This is a genomic window from Bacillus sp. FSL K6-1003 (assembly GCF_037964945.1).
GTDB classification, from domain to species: domain Bacteria; phylum Bacillota; class Bacilli; order Bacillales; family Bacillaceae; genus Bacillus; species Bacillus mojavensis.
On the sequence record NZ_CP150176.1, the window covers coordinates 3,046,031 to 3,069,532 of the forward strand.

Annotated in this window: 14 protein-coding genes; 3 read left to right on the top strand and 11 right to left on the bottom strand. The window is 46.5% G+C overall.

Going from position 1 to position 23,502, the window contains the following annotated elements; genetic code table 11:
- Positions 1 to 172: 172 nt before the first annotated feature.
- From NSU16_RS15640 to NSU16_RS15680, 9 genes are all read right to left on the bottom strand, one after another.
- On the bottom strand, positions 173 to 409 hold the full coding sequence (locus tag NSU16_RS15640; protein ID WP_010331703.1) for a YuzF family protein: 237 nt from the start codon (positions 407 to 409) through the stop codon (positions 173 to 175).
- Positions 410 to 585: 176 nt separating this feature from the next.
- Positions 586 to 1,116 (bottom strand): HD domain-containing protein, encoded by a 531-nt coding sequence (locus tag NSU16_RS15645; protein WP_010331704.1) that lies wholly within the window; start codon positions 1,114 to 1,116, stop codon positions 586 to 588.
- Positions 1,117 to 1,313: 197 nt separating this feature from the next.
- Positions 1,314 to 2,045: a (S)-benzoin forming benzil reductase gene (locus NSU16_RS15650; RefSeq protein ID WP_229149099.1), complete on the bottom strand. Its 732-nt coding sequence runs from the start codon at positions 2,043 to 2,045 to the stop codon at positions 1,314 to 1,316.
- Between the two features lie 63 nt (positions 2,046 to 2,108).
- Positions 2,109 to 2,561, bottom strand: a complete 453-nt coding sequence (gene essA, locus NSU16_RS15655; protein ID WP_229149100.1) for a type VII secretion protein EssA — start codon at positions 2,559 to 2,561, stop codon at positions 2,109 to 2,111.
- A gap of 31 nt (positions 2,562 to 2,592) precedes the next feature.
- The gene (esaA, locus tag NSU16_RS15660) at positions 2,593 to 5,820 is read right to left on the bottom strand and encodes a type VII secretion protein EsaA (protein WP_339191432.1); all 3,228 of its coding nucleotides are present in this window, start codon (positions 5,818 to 5,820) and stop codon (positions 2,593 to 2,595) included.
- Positions 5,817 to 10,304, bottom strand: coding sequence for a type VII secretion protein EssC (gene essC, locus NSU16_RS15665; protein ID WP_339191434.1), 4,488 nt, complete (start codon positions 10,302 to 10,304; stop codon positions 5,817 to 5,819). Before essC ends, esaA begins: the two co-directional genes overlap by 4 nt.
- A 60-nt stretch (positions 10,305 to 10,364) precedes the next feature.
- Positions 10,365 to 11,720, bottom strand: a complete 1,356-nt coding sequence (gene essB, locus NSU16_RS15670; protein ID WP_339191435.1) for a type VII secretion protein EssB — start codon at positions 11,718 to 11,720, stop codon at positions 10,365 to 10,367.
- A 14-nt stretch (positions 11,721 to 11,734) separates the two neighbouring features.
- Positions 11,735 to 11,974, bottom strand: a complete 240-nt coding sequence (gene yukD / locus NSU16_RS15675; protein ID WP_010331710.1) for an ESX secretion system protein YukD — start codon at positions 11,972 to 11,974, stop codon at positions 11,735 to 11,737.
- A gap of 69 nt (positions 11,975 to 12,043) precedes the next feature.
- Positions 12,044 to 12,337, bottom strand: coding sequence for a WXG100 family type VII secretion target (locus tag NSU16_RS15680; RefSeq protein ID WP_003220661.1), 294 nt, complete (start codon positions 12,335 to 12,337; stop codon positions 12,044 to 12,046).
- A 498-nt stretch (positions 12,338 to 12,835) separates the two neighbouring features.
- Here NSU16_RS15680 and NSU16_RS15685 point away from each other — a divergent pair, with 498 nt between their 5' ends.
- The 3 genes from NSU16_RS15685 (at position 12,836) to NSU16_RS15695 (ending at position 16,088) form a co-directional block, all read left to right on the top strand.
- The gene (locus NSU16_RS15685; protein ID WP_029441141.1) at positions 12,836 to 14,059 is read left to right on the top strand and encodes a PucR family transcriptional regulator; all 1,224 of its coding nucleotides are present in this window, start codon (positions 12,836 to 12,838) and stop codon (positions 14,057 to 14,059) included.
- 101 nt (positions 14,060 to 14,160) lie between these two features.
- On the top strand, positions 14,161 to 15,297 hold the full coding sequence (gene ald, locus NSU16_RS15690; protein WP_010331712.1) for an alanine dehydrogenase: 1,137 nt from the start codon (positions 14,161 to 14,163) through the stop codon (positions 15,295 to 15,297).
- A 113-nt stretch (positions 15,298 to 15,410) separates the two neighbouring features.
- Positions 15,411 to 16,088: a YukJ family protein gene (locus NSU16_RS15695; RefSeq protein ID WP_268447263.1), complete on the top strand. Its 678-nt coding sequence runs from the start codon at positions 15,411 to 15,413 to the stop codon at positions 16,086 to 16,088.
- 51 nt (positions 16,089 to 16,139) lie between these two features.
- Here the strand turns inward: NSU16_RS15695 and NSU16_RS15700 are convergent, their stop codons facing one another.
- Together NSU16_RS15700 and NSU16_RS15705 are read right to left on the bottom strand one after the other, a co-directional pair.
- Positions 16,140 to 16,349, bottom strand: a complete 210-nt coding sequence (locus NSU16_RS15700) for an MbtH family protein (RefSeq protein ID WP_044158967.1) — start codon at positions 16,347 to 16,349, stop codon at positions 16,140 to 16,142.
- 13 nt (positions 16,350 to 16,362) lie between these two features.
- Positions 16,363 to 23,502, bottom strand: a complete 7,140-nt coding sequence (locus NSU16_RS15705; RefSeq protein WP_339191437.1) for an amino acid adenylation domain-containing protein — start codon at positions 23,500 to 23,502, stop codon at positions 16,363 to 16,365.

The following is a 23,502-nucleotide window of genomic DNA, read 5'->3' on the forward strand; positions in this document are numbered from 1 at the left end:
TTAATCAGTGAATGGACTGTTGATTATGCAGACTGTGACATACGGCAGGGACGCCGGACTGACTTATGTACATAAGGTGTCTCTGTTTTCAACGATGACGGGGCGTTTTTACAGCGCTTAACTGAAAAATAGGACGTCCCGGTGTACGCCTATTTTTCAAACGCAAGCACTGTTACACCCGTTCACTGTAATCTGGCGTGACGGAAACCATGTGCTGGATACTGATTAAAAAAACAGAATTTCGGGCTGCTTCAATGATGATATGGTCTGGTTTTACATCAATCAGTCTGCCTCTGACCGTGTCTCGTACTGTTTGAATAATGAATTTTGAGCCGATGAGCTTTTTAATGGTCTGATAGACATAAGGATCGACTAATGAGACCAGTTGCGGACTACCTTGGTTGGCCATACTTCAATCCCCTTTATATGTTTTATCTCAGCTTATGCCACGGGTAAGGATAATGACACAGGCTTACCGGATAACACCAGGGGATGCGGAGACGATTGGGGAGTGTGGGTGTAAGGAAATGGTGATGAAACGGAGACAGCGAAGAAAATAGACGCTGTTCCGAATACAGGCGGGATCTATACAGGCTTTTTGATAGAAGACTGGGCTTGGTCGATTAAGCGGTCCAGCTTTTCTATTTTTTTCAGTGCGATTGCTTCGTCAATTTGTCGGTAATGATGATGGCCGCCAGGTTCTTCATCAAGTTCGTCCGCTTTTTTGACAATCTGCTGCAGCGTATTTTTATCGAGTTCACCTTCAGGCAGATAAGAATCGGTATGAAGCAAAATGGCAAGGGCAATCTCTTTTGCTGCTTTCGGTTCTTCACCAAGACGAATCAAGAGCTTATGCGCCCGTTCCGCCCCTTTAATGGCATGGATGTCATTTCTTCTGTATTTTTCATAATCCCACTTTCCGTCTGTATACCATTCATAATGGCCGATGTCATGCAGCAATGCCGCTTTTGTGGCTAAATCAGGGCTGATGTCAGCCTTTACAGACAGCCTGTATGCATGATAGGCGCAGGCAATCGCATGAGCCACGCCTGAACGCTGTAAATATTTTTGTGCAATTGGATGGGTGAAGACATCCATTAATGTAACCTTTCTCATGGAAACCCCTCCTTTAGATATTTTTAGAATCCTAACATAATTTGAGGAGAAACTCAATTCTTATGTCATATCATTTTCGTTTACTTTTCATGTTTGTTATACCCTAAAAGCAGAGTTTCAGTCAGTATATGCAGCCGGACTCCAGAACGCTTAAGCTATCGCCTTTTTATATAAAAAAAGAGCAGATTCACTCTGCTCTATAAAAACTCTTTTATATCATATATGCGCCCGTTTTCCGCGCCTGTCTCTAATAAAGAAAGCAGCGTGCCGGCAATAAAGGCCGGACTGCGAAGGCTTCCTGTTTCATTCAATTTCCGGAACCGCTCGATGTCGTGAAAATCCTTTTTCGATGATGCACGGATGACGGCCTGCATGTCAGTGTCCATGACACCCGGTGAGAAAGAAATCATGTTCATCGGCCGTTCTTCGTCCTCCTGTTCAAATCCGAATGTTCTCGTAAACATATCAAGTCCGGCTTTTGAGCTGCAATATGCGCTCCACCCCTTGTATGGGTTTTTGGCCGCGCCAGAGGTAATATTGACGATTGTTTTTCTGCCGCTGTACAGAGCAAACTGTTTTGTAAACAGCTGGCTTAGGAGCACGGGCGCGGTCAGATTAAGCTGATAATGGTGCTGCAGCTCTTCTAGAGACGCTTCTCCGGCGCGTTTGATCGGCGTTACCATTCCGGCGTTATTGATCAGTGTGATGGCTGAATAATCAGCTGGATTGATGGATGAAAGCAATGTTTTGAATTGCTGTTCAGCCTCTGTGAGATTGATCAGGTCAATCTGATGCTGTGTCAGTTTCTCATGTGAAACATCTGTTGTTGTTCTGGACAGGGCATGGACTTCATGGCCTTTTTCTAAAGCCTGTAATGCAATGGCTTTCCCCAGTCCTTTTGACGCCCCGGTGATGATATAAAGTTCCATTGGAAACCTCCTCCTTCCGTTCTTATTGTACGGACCGCTTTTAAGCAAAACAAGCGCGGGCGCTTACGCCTTTTTATTATCCTGCACGATAACCTTTGGTATGAGAAAAACAATGCCTGCGATCCCGAGCAGAATCAGCACAATATAGATGATCGGAAGCAGGAGTGAAGATGATTCTTTTTCTTCCATTTCCGTTGATGACGCTTTTGTGATCGGTTTTTCGGAAAATGTAATCCCCAGCTGTTTAGATTGAGCCGCGATGGTGTTGGAGCCCTCGGCATCTGTTGTTGTAAACAAATCCTTTATCAGCTCGGCATCCCGATCCTTCGGTTTTTCAAAGGTGATGTCCTTTTGTTCCTCAGGCAGTTCTGTTTTCTCCTCATAGGAAGAATCTTCATGCAAATAATTCGTATCGATTTCAATGTCTTTCTTCTCATATTGGTTTGGCGCGACATCCGTATTTTCTTCGGTTTCGGCAGCAGCGGCAGAGGGTATGAAAAGGGAAAAGGAGAGCATACATATCATGATCCCCTTTTCCAAGCTGCGATTACGCTTCATACGTTTCATCGCTTTCCGCTGTTTTTTCTGCTATCAAGCGAATGACAAGCGGCAGAGCCGCTGCAATCAACGTAATGATCAGCAGAACCGATATTCCCATTGTAAACAAATGCCCTGTTCCGTACTGGATGTCGATGTATACCTTAGACACCGGATCTTCAAATGTGAAGTTCGGCATAATTAAGTCAATAAGCGGCGCAACATAGAATAAAATCATTGCCGCTGAAGCAACCCATCCAGGAATTGATCCGAATCGGAATGCCGCCCGGATAAAGGCAGAGCTTGCGACCAGCAATAAAATCGTAAATACAGACCACTTAATCGTCTGATCGTCCGGCAGTGAATAAATATTCAAACCGAACAAGCTGATCATCAAGCCGACAAGGATATTCAGAATTCCGAAAAGCGCTCCTTTGACGAGCAGCGGCGCATTCTGATAATACGAGCTGAAATATCCGATTAACAGACTGCTGATCAAAATAATAACCAGGATGACAACCGGCGGCACCGTCTGAATTTTTTCTTCCGGAACCTGACCGCTGATTTTGAGCGGATTTGCCAAGTAATCATATACATAGCCGTTGTTTTGGCCATCTACTAATGTATTGCCCAGAATGCCGTATACGTCACTGCGTACAAGCTTCGTGGAGGCAACATTTTTACCCCAGTTGTTATTTAATGTGTCAGCTTTCGTCTGTACATCATTTACACTTTGCTGCATGTTGGTTGTGTAATCAATAATGCCTGACTGGCGTTCCGATAATGAGCCCATCATGTCTGACATTTGCAGCACTTCCTGGCCGACCGTATCTTGCACGCTCAATGCCATTGTGCCTGACAGACCATCATTATTGAACGTTGCAGATTCCTGCGCTGCACCGGTTACAAGCTGTTCTGACGCTTTAGACGCACTCTCAGAGATTTTCGTCAGTTCATCGAGAACACCGGCTTGAGAATCACGGATATAGCTGCCGTAGTTGTCTGCAAACTCGGTCATGCCATTGATGAAATTGTCGATGTCTTCATCGGTTTGCATCGTGTTGTTTTTGAGATCTTCCCAGCTTGCTGATTCTTCCGGTTTGATGGCTAGGACTGATTTGACGTTGCCCTGCTGGCCGTCAATGGCATAGTTTTTTGCAGTGCTGTCTATCGTTCCGGATAATACAGAGTCATACACAGATAAATATTTATAGTATCTCATTAAAGCGGAGATGCTTTCTGTGTTGATTTCCCCCGGGAATTGAAGCTGATCTTTATTCTCCAGCTCGCGAATCGCTCTGTAAATCCCTTCGAACTCCCTCTTCCGTTTCGCTTCAAGATTTTCAAGTTTATCTTCTAGCTTTTTTACTTGGTCTTTCAAGTCATCAATTTCATCATTAAGACCATCCATTTGCTCTTTTAGTTCTTCTAATTTCTTTTTCAGCTCTTCATTATGGGCAGTTTCTTTTTCTTTGAGCTCTTCTTCAATTTGCTTGATTCGCTCAGACGCTTTGCTGAGCTGTTCTTTCGCTTTTGCGATATCAGAAATGTCGTCATTTCCTGGTTGATCTTCATTTCCGGGCTCTGTTGTGTCTCCGTCGCTTCCGGTTCCGTCTTCATTTGCCAGCTGGATAAATTGAAGGGCTGAGTCAGATGAAGCAGTCTGTTCGGCAGATGTGCCCGTTTCGGTTTGTCCGCTGTCTGACTTACCATTGGAGGCATCTCCGTTCTGCTCCTGACCGTCTGTTCCCTGCTGCTGGTCTTGATCCTGAGTATTGCCGTCCGTTTGCCCGTCATTCCCGGTATCACTGCTGTTATCATCGTTTCCGGTGTCTCCCTGTGTATCATCGGGAATGGTGCTGCCTCCGTCATCTGGATGATCCGGCTTGTCAGTGGACGGCTCGTCTGTTCCCGGTTTTTCAGTTCCCGGGTCCTCCGGTGTCGGATCCTCTTTTTCAGGCTCCTTCAGATTGTCTGAAATATCTTGAATGTCAGCGGCAATGTTTTTCAATTCTTCACGCTGTTTTTCAAGATCGATTTTCAGTTCTTCAGGATTTTCTTCGTTCGGGTCTTTATCTTCATCATCTGAACCATCATCTCCATCAGGCTGCGGGTCAGCTTTCGCAACAGTGAGCGCCTCGCGCGCTTCAACAAGCAGTCCGTATACTTGGTTTAAAGCTGCCTGTCTTGATGCGGTCTGGTATTGGTTAATTAAATCGCTTTGTATCTTCGCCATACCAAGTTCCTGCTGAGGCACTTGGCCTTCCCTGATTTGCTGGGCGGCTGCCAGAACTGTGCTGGTTTGTCCAAGCTGTGTTTTCACTTGGCTGATACCTGTTGACAGGCCGCTCATCTGCTCGCTGAACTGATTGGCCTTTTGCTGTGCTGAAATGGCATCCAATCCTGTCTGGATTTGCTGCTGAGTTGAATCCTGGGCTGCCAATAGCAGCTTCTTTTGATTTTCTTGATATTCTTTGTATCGTTCCACAGTATCAACGAAGTCTTTCAGGGTGTTTTTGGCTTCCTCCGCTGTCGAAGCTTTTTCTTTTGTCGTGCCTTGGGCTTCATTCATTGAATTCTTCAGCTCATCGATTAGGTCTTTCTGGCGTTTGATTTCACCTGCTAAATCGTTAGAGCTTGGTTTGTAGAAATTGTACATGACATTTTGGAATTCAGATTCTTTATTGACGATTTTGTCAAACTCTCCTCTGATATTGTCCACTTTTTGTGAGACAAAGTTCCAATATAAGGCCGACATTTTTTTGTTCATTGTTTTTTGGGCATCTTCAAGCTCACGCTGCACTTTTTCTTTGTTGATCGCATTCAGGTTATCTTGAATGCTGAACTCAAGCGTGGCTTTTTGAGGACGCTCTTTGTCGTAGCTCAAAATATTTTTTGAGAAATCTGAGGGAATGTAGACGATCGCATCGTATTTTTTCGATTTCAGGCCTGTTTCCGCTGCACTTCGGTTCACGACCGTCCAAGAATAATCAGGACGTTCCCCCAGAACGGCAGCTACTTCCTTACCGAACTGGGCGGATTGATCATCTTCATCGTCCGCTTTCACCTCATCACTCAATACGCCTGTGTCTTCATTCACCACTGCGATTTGCCGCGTGGAATTGGCTGCTTTTTTCGTCGGATCTTCCCCGATAAATCGGAAAAACAAAACCGGCAGCAGCAAAATAATGATGACGGCGGATATTAACTTGATTAAGTTTTTTCGTTGTTCTGTCATCTAGCACTCTCCCTTTCAGCAGAACATAAAGGAATTTGAACTTTTTGCTCCTTCCCGTTTTCCACAACATATCCGAAGCCCGGCTGAATCTCCGGCTCCTGTCTTTGGTACGGAAGAGGAATGACATTTTGTTCAGATTTTTTCATCAGCAGGATAGCGTGTCTGATTTGCTTCATCTCAGTCGTCAGGGAATCATAGCCTTTGGAGAACTCACTGTGATTGCCTGCCGGAATAAAGCTGAAGCCAAGATGCGCGTAAGATTTCATAAAGTTCGCCAAACGGTCTTGAATTCTCGTATCAATCGTCTGCTGGAATCTCGTAATTCCGTCAATCATTAGAACCACTTGAGAGAATCGCAAGCTTTGTGCGTCTCCCTGGCGAACGGCTTCTACATACATTGCTTCTCTAGTTTTAAAAATATCTTCTGCTGTTTCAATCCACTGTTCAATATCATCTTTTGTTTCCAGATATGCGACATCTGTTTCTTTTGCATATTTGGATAAACCGCGGTCGATCGAGTCAAACAAACCGATCATTTCCGTTTCATCATCAAGCAGATGCTCGAGCATCACTTTTAAGACGTTTGTTTTTCCTCGCTGTGTCTGCCCTAATATCAGGAAATGCTTGTGCTTAGCCAAGTCAAAGTACACCGGGCTGACGGTTTCTTCATGAAGCCCGATCGGCACAGATAAAGGCTTGCGTTCCAGCTTGAAGCGGAGAGAAAACTCTCTCGTCGACAGGCTTTCCGGCAGCATCGGAATCGGAGCCGGCTGTTGAAGTGAAGCGTAGCGATCCTGAAGAACCTGCACTTCTGCTTTCAGCTCGTTAAACATGCCAATATCATCCTCTGCTTCAACAGGCAGGAACATTTGGGCGAAATAAAGCTCTTCTTTTTGAATGATCACGCGCCCCGGGATCGGCTCAAGGCTGAACTTCGGCCGTCCGTAAATGGAATATCCCTCGGATTGATCCATCAGGTAATGGACAACCTTTGTTTTCAGGTTGTTCAAGAGCGACTGGCGGACAGCATTTACGCGCGTCGCCGTCAGCATGAAGTAAATCCCCAAGCTTTGTCCGTCTCTGGAAAGCTGGACAAATTCCGATTCAAGCTCATGCATCTCATCCTTGACGATATCAAAGTTGTCGATTGTGATGAAAATGAATGGAAGCTCTTCTTCGCTCAGCGCATTGTACATTTTGATATGGCTGATTTCTTTTTCACGGAACAGACGTTTTCGGCGGTCAATTTCCTCTTTGATCCGGATCATGAACTTTTCAATTTTTCTCGACTGATCCATCAGGAAGTAATCCGCCGTGTGCGGCAGCTTCGCTAATGGCAGAAGCGTTCCGTTCCCGAAATCAAAGATATAGACATGAAGCTCTTCAGGCGTGTAGACGTCTGCAAAACTCATCAGGAATGTTGCCGCTGCAATCGATTTCCCATAGCCTGAGGAGCCGAAAATGCCGATATTTCCGTCTTCCATCATTTTATAAGCAATCGGTGCCTGTCTTTGCAGATCAGGTTCATCAACATAAGCAAAGTGGAAATGGCCCTTTTCTTCTGATGGGAAAAGGGTGCGCGGGATACGTTCCGCAAGCGGCGGCAGCCAAGGGCTCGGCAGCTTCTCAATTCCCATTTCCTCTTGAATGCGTTCGATTTCGTCAACCACTGCTTCGATTTCTGATTGAACTTCTTTTTTCGCCATTTCTTCGGTGTCGACCTCAGAAAGCGGGATCAGGCCGGTATCAGTGACAATTGCGATTTCATCCTCTGTTCCGTAAACTTCCTCTAAGTAAGGGGCCCCGCTCCAAGCGGATTGGAACAGCTCGTACACTTCATTGTTTCCGACCTGCAAATAACCGCGTCCGGTAACAGTGATGTTCGCGGCATCGCTGTTTTTCAAAATCTCTTTACTATCGGTGGCATCCTGAACTTTAAGCGCTACTTTAAAGCGCGAGTTACTCCAAATTTGGTCGTCGATGATACCGCCCGGCTTCTGTGTCGCCAAAATCAAATGTACACCGAGGCTTCGGCCGATACGTGCGGCACTGACAAGCTCTCTGATAAAATCAGGCTCTTCGCTTTTCAGCTCTGCAAACTCATCGGAAATTAAGAATAAGTGCGGCATTGCTACTTCTGCTTTCCCCTGCTTGTACAGCTTTGTATAGTCATTGATGTGATTGACTTGATATTGATCAAACAGACGCTGCCTTTTTTTCAGCTCGCTTTTAATCGAAGCAAGCGCACGCATACTGAAGTTTTGGCTGCCTTCAATATTGGTGATTGTGCCGAGCAGGTGGGGAATATTGCGGAACGGCTGCGCCATTCCTCCGCCTTTATAGTCAATTAATAAGAAAGCCGCCTCATGCGGGTGAAAGTGCACAGCAAGTGACAAGATATAGGTCTGGAGAAATTCACTTTTCCCCGAACCTGTTGTCCCCGCGAGCAAACCGTGCGGCCCGTGGGCTTTTTCGTGAAGGTTCAGATGTACAATGTCATCCTTCCCTTTATAGCCGATCGGCACCGACAGCGACTTCGACGATTCACTCGTCAGCCATCTTTGCTGGATTCCGATTTCTTTTACTTCCTTCGCATGGAAAAGCTCTAGGAACGAGACCATTTCCGGAATGGAGTTCGTAATGCCCACCTGGTGGTTCAGCGTGCGAAGCGTGCGTGAAAACCGTTCGTTGTCCTCGCGCTGATGTTGATCGAGCCTGAACGGGATTCTTACCGCTTTTTTCTTTTGTATTAAAATGTCGCCTTCATTTTCGTTGATATAGCGGACAAGGGTCGTAATGTTTTCTGATAAACTTTCCTTTGTGTCCGCAGCGACAATGGTAGAGATACCCAGATGCTCATGCTGTCCTTCCAGATATTCAAGAATGACGTGCTCTGAAATCAGCTGCTGATTTGTAATGACAAAAACAAAATGCGGTTTAAACTGCACTTTTTCTTTGTCCTCTTCCAAGTCACGCTCTCTTATCAATTCGTAAAGAGAAGACAGGAGCTGGTCACGGGTCTGTTCATTATAAATAAAGCCTTTTGCATAAATATGGGGCATTTGAAATTGCGGAAGCCACTTCATCCACTCCCAGTCTTTATACTCTTCTTCATGAAAAATAAAAACGAAACGCAAATCGTGATAGCTGTTAAAGAACGACAGCTGGCCGATCAGCTGGTGAATCTCATTCTTAACAATCTGAGATTTCCCGACAAGGCCCATCGGCCCCTCCGCCAAATCCACCGTAACCGGCGCATTGCGGATGTCCTTATAGACACGCTGCATGTGCTGCGATTTCTCCATAAGGTCATCAATATCACGGTTCGCCAGGTCTCCGCCGCTCATATTGATTTCATAGCTTGCAGGAACTGTTCCGGTCCCGAGCCGAATCTGGAGATAATCCTTGCTTTCGAGTGATTTTTCCCAAATTCGGTCACTGATTTCACTTGTTAAGTATTTCATTTGTTCAAAAGAAGGAAAATGAAAGTCAAGAACCTGCTTTTGCTTTTCAGCAAGTGCCTGAAGCTCTTTTCTCTTATTATCTAAGTAAAGCTTATACACGCGCTCCCGCTTTTCCTCGCGTTTTTTCCGCTGGTTTTTATCCCGGAAATATTGAACGGTCGAGGTAATAAGGGTCATCATAAACATCGCCAAAGAAACGAGTATAAATATGCCGCGCGGCTGGATGATGGCGACAACGCCCATCACAATCAGCATCACAAGCGGCGGCAGGATGACGAGCCACAGCCCTCTATTGGTTTGATCGCTCTCCTGAGAGGGAAAACTGAAGGACACACGGTCATCTGGCAGGTCGTACACCATCCGCGGCGTTCTTCTGTACTGCGGATATTTTTTCTGCATTTCTGTGCTTGGTTTGACCGTTTTGGTTAACACTGTTTCAAGCGGTGTGTAATGAACGATTTCTAAGAGGTCTTGTTCAGTTACTCTCATTAGCGTAAAATTCCAGAATATTTCATCTCCCGGTTTGAGCGGTGCAGCACTTATTACCTTCTCGCCGTTCAAAAACACATTCCCGCTTTCTGGGAGAATCGACCATTTCTTGCCGATATGCAGTAATGAAAATGTGCTTTGCTCCGCAAAAGCAAAATCATTCGCGTTCAAGTAGATATCTGCTTCTGTCTTTTCTGAGGAACATGTCATCTCGTCTCTGTTTCCTGTAAAATAAACGGATTTTTCAGGCTTGCCGGCAATTAAAAACAGACGGATATCCTGCTGGTCCGTTTGAAGAGAAAATGATACATCAGTTTCAAGACTGCCCAGGCAATCATTTCCCAGGAAAACATCGTACTGGCTGCCGGAATCCTTCCTCTGAAGAGAAATTACTCCGCTCTCAAACGGAATGGTACCGATCGTAATGGAATCCTTCACATCTGGCCCTATGGTCACCGGCTGGGACGCAGGGAGGTCAGACAGTTTTAGTTTTTGGACGTTTTGCTGGTAGAAAACCCATAATAGACTCAAATGGCGAACCCCCTAACGGCCGAAATGCGGCGTGCGATGACCTGAACTTCATGTTTCACTTTATTTGTCATCTTTTTTCTCATCTTTCTTTTCTTTCTCTTTTTTCTCTTGTTCTTCTTTTTTCGCTTTTTCCTCGGCTGCAGCCTTTTCTTCTGCCGCTTTCTCTTCAGCTTGCTGCTTTTCTTTGTCTGATTGTTCTTCAGCGGCTTGGCTGGCTGTATCAGTTTCTGCCGTGTCTGTTATCGCTTCTTCTTTTTGTTCTTTCATTTGTTTGGTAATTTGATCGATCTCGCTTTGTACCGTATCCAGTTCTTTTTGCTTTTCATCATCTTTCATACTGTCATCTGCTAATATTTCAGCCTTATATCGAATCAGCCCCAGCCCTATGTACGGGTTATACTCCAGCTTTCTTCCGATACTAACGGCTTCTTTATTCTCGCCTCTCCCTATATCTATCCAATAAAGAAAGTGCTGTGGGTCTGATTGGAGCGTGACCAAATTATTTTCAATTTGTTTCTTTTGAGTGTCGCCTAATTTTTCAACCTCAACATAAGACATTGCAAGCTGATACTGCACTGAATCAGGCAGGCTTTCCGCATCATATTTAGCCAGCGTGCTGATAACCTCACTGTACTGCTTGTTTAAGAAAGCACGGTTGCTTTCCACAATCGCCTGATGCTTTGGCTGCGCGAAAAATAAAGCATACATCGAATAAATCAGAGCCGGCACAAGCAACACAATGAGTCCCAGGCCAATATATCTTTGGATGTTCCATTTCTTTTTCGGGATATGTATGTATGTTTTGGCTTTGGCTTCGAGCTCATCGATATGTGTTTGAATCAGCTCGAGCAGTTCATCATAGGACTTCGCATCCAATATCGCTTTTGTCTCCGGAGAGAATGTCAGCGTTTCATTGAATTTCAAGTAGTCCTCAAATGCAAAAGCGCCGTCAACTGCCAAAGCCGCTGCAGCTTTTAGCTCCTGCCAGACTCTCTCCTCATCATGCTCGTAAGGAGGAATGCTTTCTTTTACGCCGTAATGAAGAAAATATGGGGTCAGCCCTTTATCGAATACAATGTTTTCCGGGGCCACAATCAAATGCAGCCTTGATAACTTGTGCTGCTGTACAGCCTGAACAAGCTGATAGGCAAACTGCCATTTGCTTTTTTTATCTTTAGCTTTTATCAAGCGAAATTCTTTATAGGAGGGAGGAGGTTGGATTGTGATGATCACTTCGTCTTCCGTCACATCGATCTCTTTATGAAAGAATGGATTTACATCCTTGATCACGTTCGCTTCGAGACCGTCCAGAAGCTTTATTTTTTCCCGTTGAAAGGTAAATGTAAAGCCGTCTTCCGTTTTCTGAGCAGCAGCTTCTAATTGGTTTTCTAAATATGATGTTTGTTCACCTGACATTCAACCAGATCCTTTCATAATATTTCAAGCCGGTCTCCGCTTGTAATGCCGCAATCAGATAGCTTGCATTCTCCGGAAAACACCGTATCCTTATTGACCACTCTGATCCAGTGCCCTTCGCGCGGAGGTATGGAAACGCTTTGGGCCTGCCAAGCGATGTCAATGACTTTTTTCACCGGGTGGTAATCTGACAATCTGAGATCGAAGACACTTCCGTTATAATGTTTCAAATCTATCGTAATATCAATATACATGTTTATTCACCCTTACATAGAAAGAGCGCCGTCTTCTGGTGAATCAGGCGCTCCTTCCCTTTCATACTGTTATCCGCGGATTTGATTTGCGATGTCTTGGTCAGTAGACTCAAGAGTATTTGCTGTTTGATCAAGCTGCTGGTTAACATCTTGAAGCAAATCTGACATTTTGATAAATGAAGGTTTGAGCTGCTCGTATTGATCTGCGAACGCTTCGCTAGAAGCACCTTCCCACATGCTTTTTAAATCAGAGATCATTCGGTTTAAACGATCAACCTGATTTAATACTTCTTGGCTTTCAACGCCATATTGCTTCGCCATCGCTCTTAGCTCTTCGGGTGTGACACGAATTAATCCTGCCATATTCCTCATTACCTCCTGTGCCATCAGCCTAAATATGGGCTAATTCACTTATTTTTAGAACGTAATTATTATAAAAACAGTTTTTCGGTACAGTCAAACAAATATGTTTTAATTTTACAAAATGAGTCCAATGGTTTACCTCTCGCCTCTTAAAAATTACATATTTTGTTAAACAAATAGGTTTATTTTCTCAATCCACGTCGCCTTCTTGGAATAATCCAAAAGACCCAAATGATTCTCTAACTCCCAAAAAAAACCTTTCAGAAAATTTGATGCTACAGCACCATCTCTGAAAAGGTTCAGTTTTTCTGAAACACTCATCACAGAACATGTATCTCATTATATTTAAAAAGTGTTTTTTGGCTTTGTACACTTCTATTAAACTGTATTCTTTGTTGTTGATTTTCACAAACAAGAACAATCATAATAAAAGCAAGACGATTTGATGTCAAAGAGAACAAAGAATACAAGGATGGAAAAGTAGGGATAATGATGACCATGCCAAAGGATCCGTTTAAATACAGTTTTGACAGACTGGAAGATGTGGCTGATCATATCAGTGAAGTGCTGCAATGTCCGATCACCATTGAAGATGTGAACCACAAACTGCTAGCCTACAGCACCCACAGCGATTGTACTGACCCTGCCCGGACGTCTACGATCATTGGCAGAAGAGTGCCGGAGAAGGTTATTAATAAATTGTGGAAAGACGGGACGATTCCCGCGCTGCTAAAAACAGACCAGCCGATCAGAGTGAAGGAAATTGACGAAGTCGGACTAAGCAACCGCGTCGCGATTTCGATTTGGAAGAACAACCAGGTGCTGGGGTTTATTTGGGCGCTTGAAATTCAAAAAACATTGTCGGATGATGATCTGCTGACATTAAAAATGGCGGCTAATGCAGTAAGAAATAAGCTGCTTAAGCTCCAAATCAGAAAAACGAAAAATGAGGAACGCAGCCAAGAGTTTTTCTGGAAAATGCTGACTGGACACATCTATCAAGAACAGGACATGACGGATGGGTTTAACAAGCTTGGAATGGTCGTTCCCTCTGAATTTTCCGTGATGATCATCCGGGTAAACGGCGAGCTGACCGAAAAAACAGAACAGCAGCTTCATTATCTGCAGGAAACGACCCAGCAGGTTCATGCTCTGCTGACGACCGTTGATTCCAATGAACTTATCATTTTAACCGCGCCAAAAACGGATCGTCCTTTTCAAGATTTAAAACAGTTCGCTTTCAGCACGCAAAGACAGCTGAGGGAACGTTATAAAATAGAAGATGCTTCTATTGCATTTGGCGGAATATACAACTCGATTTCGTTTGTCTGCCGTTCATATCAGGAAGCACTGTCCGTATTGAAAGCAAAGGAACGGTTTGCTGAAGAAACCAAGCATCTTTTCAGTTTTTCAGAATTAGGCATTTATCAATACTTGGACGTGTTAGATGAGAAACGGAAGCAAACGGGATATTTCAACTACTCCCTTTCAAAACTCGAGCAGTACGACCGGGATCACCAGTCCAATATGGTCGAAACGCTCGAACGTTTTATTGAAGCCGACAGCAATGTGAATACCGCCTCTAAGGTCTTGAATATTCACGTTAATACATTGAATTACCGGCTGAAGCGAATCAGTCAGATCGCTGAGATCGATTTAAAAAATGTGAATCAAAAGTTTACTATATATTTGGATATCAAACTTCGAAACATGGGTTTGTGAAATTTCACAAACCCATGTTTTTTTATTTTCTGTTTCAAACAAAGAATTTTCCAAAAAATCAAGCTACACTAAACATATCACATATACGGGAGGAAATAGATATGATCATTGGGGTTCCTAAAGAGATAAAAAACAATGAAAACCGTGTCGCATTGACGCCTGGGGGCGTTTCACAGCTCGTTTCAAACGGTCACCGCGTGCTAGTTGAATCAGGCGCAGGCCTTGGAAGCGGCTTTGAAAATGAAGCCTATGAGTCAGCAGGAGCGGAAATCATTGCTGATCCGAAACAGGTCTGGGACGCTGAAATGGTCATGAAGGTCAAAGAACCGCTTCCGGAAGAATATGCATACTTCCGAAAAGGGCTTGTACTGTTTACTTACCTCCACTTAGCGGCTGAACCGGAGCTTGCACAGGCACTGAAGGATAAAGGCGTCACAGCGATCGCGTATGAAACGGTAAGTGAGGGACGGGCATTGCCTCTGCTTACACCGATGTCCGAGGTTGCAGGCAGAATGGCAGCGCAGATCGGAGCCCAGTTCCTAGAGAAACCTAAAGGCGGAAAAGGAATCCTCCTTGCCGGAGTACCTGGCGTTGCCCGAGGAAAAGTAACCATTATCGGTGGGGGCGTAGTCGGAACCAATGCGGCAAAAATGGCTGTCGGCCTCGGTGCAGATGTGACGATCATCGACTTAAACGCGGATCGCTTGCGTCAGCTTGATGATATATTCGGCCATCAAATTAAAACGTTAATTTCTAACCCTGTCAATATCGCCGATTCGGTAGCCGAAGCGGACCTTCTCATTTGCGCCGTGTTAATCCCTGGTGCTAAAGCGCCGACGCTTGTCACAGAGGAAATGGTGAAACAAATGAAGCCTGGTTCAGTGATTGTGGATGTTGCAATTGACCAAGGCGGCATCGTTGAAACTGTAGACCACATTACGACACACGATCAGCCGACATATGAAAAACACGGCGTCGTTCACTATGCTGTTGCGAACATGCCGGGCGCTGTGCCTCGCACTTCAACAATTGCGTTAACGAACGTTACGGTTCCATATGCACTGCAAATCGCAAACAAAGGGGCAGCAAAAGCACTCGAAGACAATGCGGCACTAAGAGCGGGATTAAACACAGCAAACGGCCACGTGACTTATGAGGCTGTTGCCAAAGATTTAGGATACGAATATGTCCCTGCCGAGAAAGCCTTACAGGATGAATCATCTGTGGCCGGCGCTTAATTCATATTGAGCTTGCAGAAAAGTTTCTGCAGGCTTTTTTTATCTTTTAAAAAGGAAAAAGGAAATGACGTCTCGAATTAAAACGAAGAACTTGATCATAAAGGAGGATTCATATGGCTGTTCAGCAATATGGCGTGTTAAAAGGCGTTGTCTTAGATATGAAGCGGGAAACAGATGATGACAGTCCTCATTTCCAAGTCAAGATACTAGGTGAAGAGAATACGTATTACAGGTGCGCCATCAATGTCATGTCCAGTTCCGAGGAATCTGAAGTATTGTATTTGGCAGACGATCAGTTTGATTCGAGCTCCATTACCATCCTTCCGAACATGCCGTATGGATATACGAAGATCAATGACGAAAACCGTGAAGTAGCACTGGATTATGTGCGGGGCAATCTTTTTGATTCACGGGAAATGAAGCCTTTGCCTCATGAAATCACGGGGCCTGATAATGATTTAAATGACTTTATTGAAACGTATATGAAGAAAGCGAAAGAAGAGAAAGCGCCGGTTTATATATTCGGGTCAAAATTTGGACCTGAACAGGCGGCAGATAAAATATTCGGCTTTACCCCGACAAACGGTATGCACAACATCCACATGAATCAAGGCAATGCGCTGGATACCCGCTGGAAAAAAGACAACGGCTCTTGGCATGACGGAGGCATTCTGATTCAATTTGCCGATCAGTGGGCCGCTGTGTTTTTAGCGTTTTTATCCCAGTCATGGTGTACGGATGAAAACGGGAACCCTGTCAGAGATTGCGATCATACCCAAACATCTGCGTAAGATAGAAAAAGAGACTGCCTGCTGCAGTCTCTTTTTTTACCGTCAATGCATTTAGACATTTTCGACAGGCTTTAGGCTGTTCGGCCTCATATCGCTCCAATGCGATTGGATGTAGTCCAGACAAGCCTCACGCCCTTTTTGTTCATGAACGACTGTCCAGCCGCTCGGCACATCGATAAAGCCGGGCCACAAGGAATATTGGCCCTCTTCATTGATGAGAACAAGGTATATGCCATCCGCATTTTCAAAAGGATTTGCCATTGCTTTTCCTCCTTCATTGATTCATTTCTTCCAATTTAGCTGCCAGAACCCGGCCAATGACTGCGAGCGGTTCCGGCTGACAGAGATCTTTATGGCGGCAGTCAATGTCGATTTGTTCAATTTGTCCATCAATATAAGGCTTCCACGAATCAGGTTCAATCGGGTCAAACCATTCAGGAATGATAGTTGATCTGAAAAACAGAACATTTCCGCGGAAGGTTTTCGGTGCATATGAACCTAAAATGCCAACAGAATTAACGTACGTATTCTTTAGGTTTAAAATGACCGATTCATCCAGACTGGCTAGTGCGCTGCCATCTCTCCGCAGAATTTCAATAGCTGTTTTAAAATCAAGCGGTTTGTCCCCTAAGCTGTCTGGGTCGTACCCGCCTAACGCGAGAAGGGCAATAAGCGCTTCTTCATCATCCGGTGCCTCTTTTATAGGAAGGAAGTGGTTTGGATAGGCGTCCAGCATAACCAATAGAGAAACGTCTTCCCCTTGCTTTTGCAGCTGTGTTGCCATTGCTTGAACGACATTTCCGCCTAAGGACCAGCCAAGCAAATGGTACGGCCCTTTCGGCTGGATCGTCCGAATCTGTTCTATATAGTCGGCAGCCATGTCATCGAGCGTTTTCGGAAGCGCCTCCTGCTGTCCAATTCCCCGCGCTTGCAGTCCATAGATGGGGTAATCCGTTCCTAATGATGTCATCAATCCTGCATAACACCAGCTAAGTCCCCCCGCCGGATGTACGCAAAACAACGGAAGCCGGTCTCCGCTTGTTCGGAGCGGCAGCAAAACATCAAGAGCGCTTTGGCTTGAACCCATCTCCAGTCTTTCGGCAAGCCCTGCCACAGTCGGCGCTTCAAATAGATTGCCAATGCTGAGTTCAACCCCGAGTGCTTCACGTATGCGGCTCATCAGCTGAACTGCGAGCAGGGAATGTCCGCCCAAATCGAAGAAACGGTCATCAATACCGACACGCGGCAAATGAAGCACTTCCATAAACAAGTCACAAAGGATTTCTTCCTGCGGGGTTCTCGGCCCGCGACCTGTCACCGCAGCAGCAAAATCTGGAGCAGGCAGCGCTTTACGGTCAAGCTTTCCATTCGGCGTCAGCGGCAATTCTTTCATCGTCACAAAGGCTGAAGGCACCATGTAATCCGGCAGTCTCTCGGCAGCATACCTCCGCAGTTCCGCCGTATCAAACGTTTCTTCCGAGGAAGGTATGACATAAGCTGCCAAACGTTTATCTCCCGGCTGATCCTCACGAACGATCACTGCCGCATCTTCCAGCTGTGGATGCTGAACAAGCGCGGCTTCAATTTCTCCCAATTCAATTCGGAAGCCCCGAATTTTCACTTGATGATCGGCACGGCCGACATAATCGAGAGAACCGTCAGCACGCCTGCGGGCTACATCTCCCGTGCGGTACATCCGTGTGCCCGGTGGTCCGAATGGGTCAGCGATGAAGCGTTCCGCCGTTAAACCGGGCCGTCCTAAATAGCCTCGGGCCAATCCGGCTCCTGACACATACAGTTCTCCAGCCACACCCGGCGGAACGGGCTGTAAACGCTCATCCAGCACATACACGCCTAGATCGGGAATTCCGCAGCCGATCAGGCTGTTTGCTCTTATAGCTGCAATATTCCGGTCTAATTCGATATAGCTGACATGCACTGTTGTTTCGGTAATACCATACATATTGATCAGTTTTGGCGCCTGTTCAGGATGGCGATGGTACCAATCCTCTAATCGGCTGAGTTCAAGCGCTTCTCCGCCAAAAACAACATATCTAAGGCTGAGCGCCTGTCCGAGATCAGGCTGCTCCCTTTCCGCCTGCATAAACTGATAGAACGCTGATGGTGTCTGGTTCAAAATGGTCACACCCTCTTTTACCAGCAGACGCAGAAACGCTTCCGGAGATCTGCTGATATCATGAGGCACGATAACAAGCCGCCCGCCGTGCAGCAAAGGTCCCCAAATCTCCCAAACAGAAAAGTCAAACGCGTAGGAATGGAACATTGTCCACACATCGTCTGAACCGAAACGGAACCAGTGATCGGTCGCTCCAAACAACCTCGTCACATTTTGGTGAGGAATCATGACGCCTTTTGGAACGCCTGTTGAACCGGATGTATAAATAACATAAGCCGTGTTGAAAGGTGACAGCGGGCGAATCCTGTCCGTATGATCAGGATTCAAAGGACTATATGTTTTTAGTTTCTCGCATAATTCCGGATCATCCAGCACAATTTTCGGCACATTTTCTGCAGGCGGGATTTGATTTTCCACCTGTGAGCTCGTGATGATAATCGCAGGCCGGGCATCGTTCAGCATAAAAGCGATTCGGTCGGCCGGATAGTCCGGATCAAGCGGCAGGTATGCAGCTCCCGCTTTCAGTACCGCTAACAGTCCAATAGTCATATCCAAAGAGCGAGGCAATGCTAATGCCACAAATTGCTCCGTTCCGACGCCTTTGCTAATCAGCAGCCGGGCAAGCCGGTTCGCCCTTTCATTCAGCTCGGTATAGCTCATCGCCTTATCTTTATACACGACAGCAATGGAATCAGGGCTCGACACAGCTTGTTTCTCAAACAGCTCCGGGAGACACGCTTGCGGAATCTTTTCGGAAACACTTTGCCAATCCGTCGCCGTGATGCTGCGCTCCTCTGATGCTAGAATATCCAGGCTTCCGATTTTCTGGTCAGGAGCAGCCTCGGCAGCCTCAAGCAGCCGCAGAAGGCGATCAGCGAGAGCTTGAACAGTCTCACGTTTAAAAAGATCGGTGCTGTACTCAAGCAATCCTTCCAGTCCATTTGGTGTCCCGTCATCAAGACGGCTTTCACTGATTTCTAACGTTACATCAAATTTGGCAGATCCTACGCTATGAATGCGCAGGCTGCTTTCTGTACCAGGCAGGTTCAGCTCTGCGTCAGGCGTATTCTGGAACGCGAGCATGACTTGGAATAATGGATGCGTCGCCCGGGAGCGAACAGGATTGAGCACCTCTACAAGTCTCTCAAACGGCAGATCCTGATTTTCATAGGCTGCCAGATTCACTTCCCGCACTCTGTCCAGAAGCTCACGGAAACTCGGATCACCAGAGGTGTCTGTTCTGAGCACCAATGTATTGATAAACAGTCCCACAAGATCACCAAGCGCATCGTCATTCCGCCCCGCGATCGGGCTTCCAATCGGAATATCCGTTCCAGCTCCGAGCCTCGTCAGCAAGGCGGCAAGCCCTGATTGAAGCACCATAAACAGACTTACTTTATTGGCACGCGCCAGCTCCAGCAAGCGGCGGTGAAGCTCTGAGTCTATACGGAAATGGATTGTATCTCCCTGATGACTCGGCTCAGCCGGACGTGAATAATCAGTTGGCAGTTCGAGCTGATCGGGCAGGTCTTCCAGTCTCTCTTTCCAGAAAGCTAGCTGACCGGCAATCAAACTGTCTGGATCATGCTCGCTTCCGAGCAGACTTTGCTGCCAGAGCGCATAATCCGCATACTGCACAGCAAGCGGTGTCCATTCGGGGGCTCTCCCGTGACAACGGGCGGTATAAGCAGCAGCCAGATCACGAGTCAGAGGGGTCAATGACCATCCGTCTCCGACAATATGGTGCACGAGCAGCAGGAGCACGTACTCATCGGGACCGATAACAAAGAGCTCGGCACGGAAAGCAGGCTCAGCTGCAAGGTCAAAGCTGTAGCGAGCAGCAGCGGCAAGCCTCTTAGAAAGCTCCTCCTTCTTTATTTCTGTAACATATAAATCAGGACGGGCTTGATCGGCGTCTAAAATATACTGATAAGATGTCCCCTGTGATTCAGGGAAGATGGTCCGAAGGCTTTCATGGCGGCTGATGAGATCATACAGTGCCGCTTGCAGCGCTTCTTGGTTCAGTTCACCTGAAAGACGGACAGCAACCGGGATATTATAAGTAGGACTTGGCCCTTCCAGACAATGGAGGAACCATAGCCGGCGCTGTGCAAAAGAAAGCGGAATGTTCTCGGGACGTTCAGCTCTTTGCAAAGCGGGACGGACACTCTGCGCCTGGTCAAGATGTGCAGCAAGTCCGGCAACTGTCGGTTCGTCAAAGAGCTTGGCGATGCCCAGCTCAGCTCCCATCGTCTCACGAATTCGGCTCATCAAACGGGCGGCAAGGAGAGAATGGCCGCCCAGCTCGAAGAAACTGTCATCAATACCTACGCGTGCAAGACCTAGAACCTCTGCAAACAGATCACACAGTATCTCTTCTTGAGGCGTTCGAGGTCCCCGGTCAGTGACAGATGCGCTAAAATCGGGTGCCGGCAATGCCTTCCGGTCTAGCTTGCCATTAGGTGTTAATGGCAGTTCATCGATCTCCACAAATGCCGCAGGCACCATATAATCAGGCAGACTGGCACCAACATAACGGCGAAGCTCAGCAATATCTAGAGCTGAAGAAACAACCAGATACGCCACTAATCGTCTATCTCCCGGCTGATCCTCTCGAACGACAACCGCAGCCTGTTCAATTTGCGGATGTTTAGCAAGCACGGCATCAATTTCTCCAAGCTCAATGCGGAAACCGCGAATCTTGATTTGATGATCGGCCCGCCCAATGTAATCCAGAGACCCATCCGCACGCCAGCGGGCCTGATCTCCGGTCCGGTACATCCGTGTGCCCGGCGGTCCGTACGGATCAGCAACAAAGCGCTCCGCCGTTAAATCAGGGCGTCCTAAATATCCGCGGGCCAAGCCGGTTCCGGCAATATAGAGCTCCCCAACAATGCCTAGCGGAACGGGCTGCAAACTATTATCGAGCACATATACTTGCGTATTCCAAATCGGCTTTCCGATCGGAGGCACACCCTGTACACCTTTTTCGAGAGAAGCTGCCGCAGACCAAATGGTTGTTTCAGTAGGGCCGTATAAATTAGTTACTGGACAATCAAGTGCCTGCAGGGCCTGCAAAAGTCCGCTCGGAAGTGCCTCTCCCCCGACAAGCACCCTGAGCTCCCGAAGTTTCTCAGGTTCGTTTGTGACCAACGCATGCCACAGGGTCGGCGTGGCCTGCATAATCGTTATATCAAAATATTCAATCATTTTAGCTAATGCCTGCGGCTCGCGGATTGTTTCTTTTTGAGCAACAACAATACTCGCTCCGCTGATAAGCGGGAGGAACAATTCCAAAGCAGAAATATCAAAAGCGACGGTCGTTACAGCCAGCAGCCTGTCTTGTTTATTGAGAGAAAATGTCTCCTGCATAGACAGCAGAAAATTACTTAAACTTTTCAGCGTGACAACAACACCCTTTGGCCTTCCTGTTGATCCTGATGTATAGATGATATACGCCGGATGAATAAGAGATACATGTACATTTGGATTGTCAGCAGAATAACGCTTCACAATTTCTTTTGTCACAGGCTGATCCAGCACAAGCTGCGGTGCCGTTATATCATCAGGCAAAGTGGCTGCTATTTCCTCAGTCGTTATCATGCATGATGGCTTCGCATCCTTCAGCATGTATGAAATTCTGTCGGCTGGAAACTCCGGATCAAGCGGAAGATAAGCAGCGCCAGTCTTTAGTACGGCAAGCATTGCAGCTACCATCTCGGCAGACCGCGGCAGAGCCAAGGCGACAAACTGCTCCGGGCCAAGACCTTTTTCTATCAAAAGATGCGCAAGGCGGTTTGCTTGTTCATTCAGCTCTTGATAGCTTAATTGAATGTGATCGCAAATCAGGGCGATACGTTCAGGCGAACGGTTTGCCTGCTCCTCAAACATATCCGGAAGGCTGAGCAGCTGCTCGGGTTTTGCTGTCTCATTCCATTCGCTTATGACCCGTGCTTTTTCTGCCGGCAAAAGAAATTCCATTTGCCCAATCAGCATGTCCTCACCGGCTGATGCCGTTTGTAAAATCTGTAAGATCCGCTGTTGATGCACCTTTATTTCTGACTCGCTGTACACTTCAGGATTGGCATCCACATCAATTCGCAGCCCGCTTCCGTCTGTCCTGTCATAGACATTTATCGACAAATCATCAACAGGACCGGCTGAAAGATTGTGCGTGGTCCCACGGGCTCCGGCAAAGTCGAGACCGTAATCAAAAGGCATCAAATTAATTTGCGGGCCAAATAATCTATGATTTTCTCCTATTAGTTTTAGATCCCGCCGCAGTTCCTCATGGCGGTATTTATGATGCTGCCGGATACTGCGGATTTCCCGGGAAATTTGCAGCACAAGCTCAGAAAAGCTCATCGAAGGACTCACAGACAGCCTCAGCGGGAGAAGATTCATCACCATAGCCGGAACATTCAAGGATGCCGATCCCATCCGTCCCATCATTGGCAGTCCGAGCACAACATCCTCAGAGCCGGTCATGCGGTGTACATAAGCAGCTGATACCGCAATCACGACTTCATGCCAGCTTCCGGCATAATAGCGCGCCGCTTCTTTCAATGCGTTTACATCTGATGGCGGCAAATAAGCAGTCTGGCGCAGAAAGCTTTTTGAGGTTCTCGGCGCCCGTTCTGCCAAACTGACAACTTCAGGCCTGTCCGCAAAACGATTCAGCCAGAATTGACGATCCTCTTCATATGTATCAGACGAGCGGTACTCTGCGTCCTCCGCCAAAATATCCTGCAAAGAGCCGAAGGAACGATCATCAGCGGACCGCCCTCCTGCAAGTGCCGTATAGGCATGTGCAACCCGCTGGGCGATCAGAGAAAATCCAAAGCCGTCGATCGCTATATGGTGAATGCGCTGATACCAAAAGAAACGCTGAGGCCCGACTTTAAACAAAGCTTCGCGGAACAACAGGTCATGCTGTAAATCGACCGGCTTTGCCAAGTCAGCTTTCATCCAGTTTAAAGCGGTCTTTTCCGGATTAGGTTCAGAGCTGACGTCAATGACTTGGAGCTGTACATCCGGTGATGGATTCATCATCTGCCAAGGCCCGTCCATATCTTCACCAAAGCGGACATGAAGTGATTCCGCTTCTTTTATGACGTGCCGTAAAGCTTCTTCAAAAAGAGAAATATCGATTGGGCCGTTGATTTCTATATATTCGGCTGTATTGTAGATTGGATTGTCCGGATCAAGCTGCTGAGCAAACCAAATACCGCTTTGCGCTCCGGTTAAAGAATATTGAAGATCTTTTGTATCAGGCAT